Here is a 595-nt window from a genome sequence, read left to right as displayed (position 1 = left end):
GACGACGTCCTGGCCCGGGCACCAGCGCCCGCGGAGGGGCGGCTGCGGCTGTGGGTGGACCGGTCCTTCACGATCACCGGGTCCGGCACGGTGGTGACCGGCACGCTGACCGCGGGGACGCTCCGGCAGGGCGACCGGCTGCACCTGCTGGGCCACGGCGGGGCGGTGCCGGTCGTGGTCCGCGGCATGCACAGCCGGAACACGCCGCACACCGCGCTGGAGCCGTACACCCGCGTGGCACTCAACCTGCGAGGGGTGTCCGCCTCCGAGGTGCACCGCGGCGACGCCCTGGTCACCCCGGGCACGTGGCCGCTCACCGGCGTCCTCGACATCCGCCGCAGCACCGGCCCCGCGTTCCCCGACACGGCCGAGCACCTGGTGCTCCACGCCGGCACCGCGGCGGTGCCCGCCCGGCTGAGCCCGTTCGACGACGACCACGCCCGGCTGACCCTCGACCGGCCCCTGCCCCTGGTCCTCGGGGACCGCCTGGTGCTCCGCGACCCCGGCAGCCGGTCGGTGCTCGGCGGGGCCCAGGTCCTCGACGCCGATCCGCCCGCACTGCGGCGGCGCGGCGACCGGGCGCGCCGGGCCGCCC

The 595-nt window shown here is 78.5% G+C and carries 1 protein-coding gene; it reads left to right on the top strand.

The genetic code is table 11. The features are described from left to right. Nucleotides 1–595: EF-Tu/IF-2/RF-3 family GTPase (locus RCG67_RS17085; protein WP_368827996.1), on the top strand; the 595-nt coding region annotated here is incomplete at both ends.

This window comes from Kocuria cellulosilytica (genome assembly GCF_040981245.1).
Lineage (GTDB): Bacteria > Actinomycetota > Actinomycetes > Actinomycetales > Micrococcaceae > Kocuria > Kocuria cellulosilytica.
This window is presented reverse-complemented; position numbering and strand designations above follow the sequence as displayed.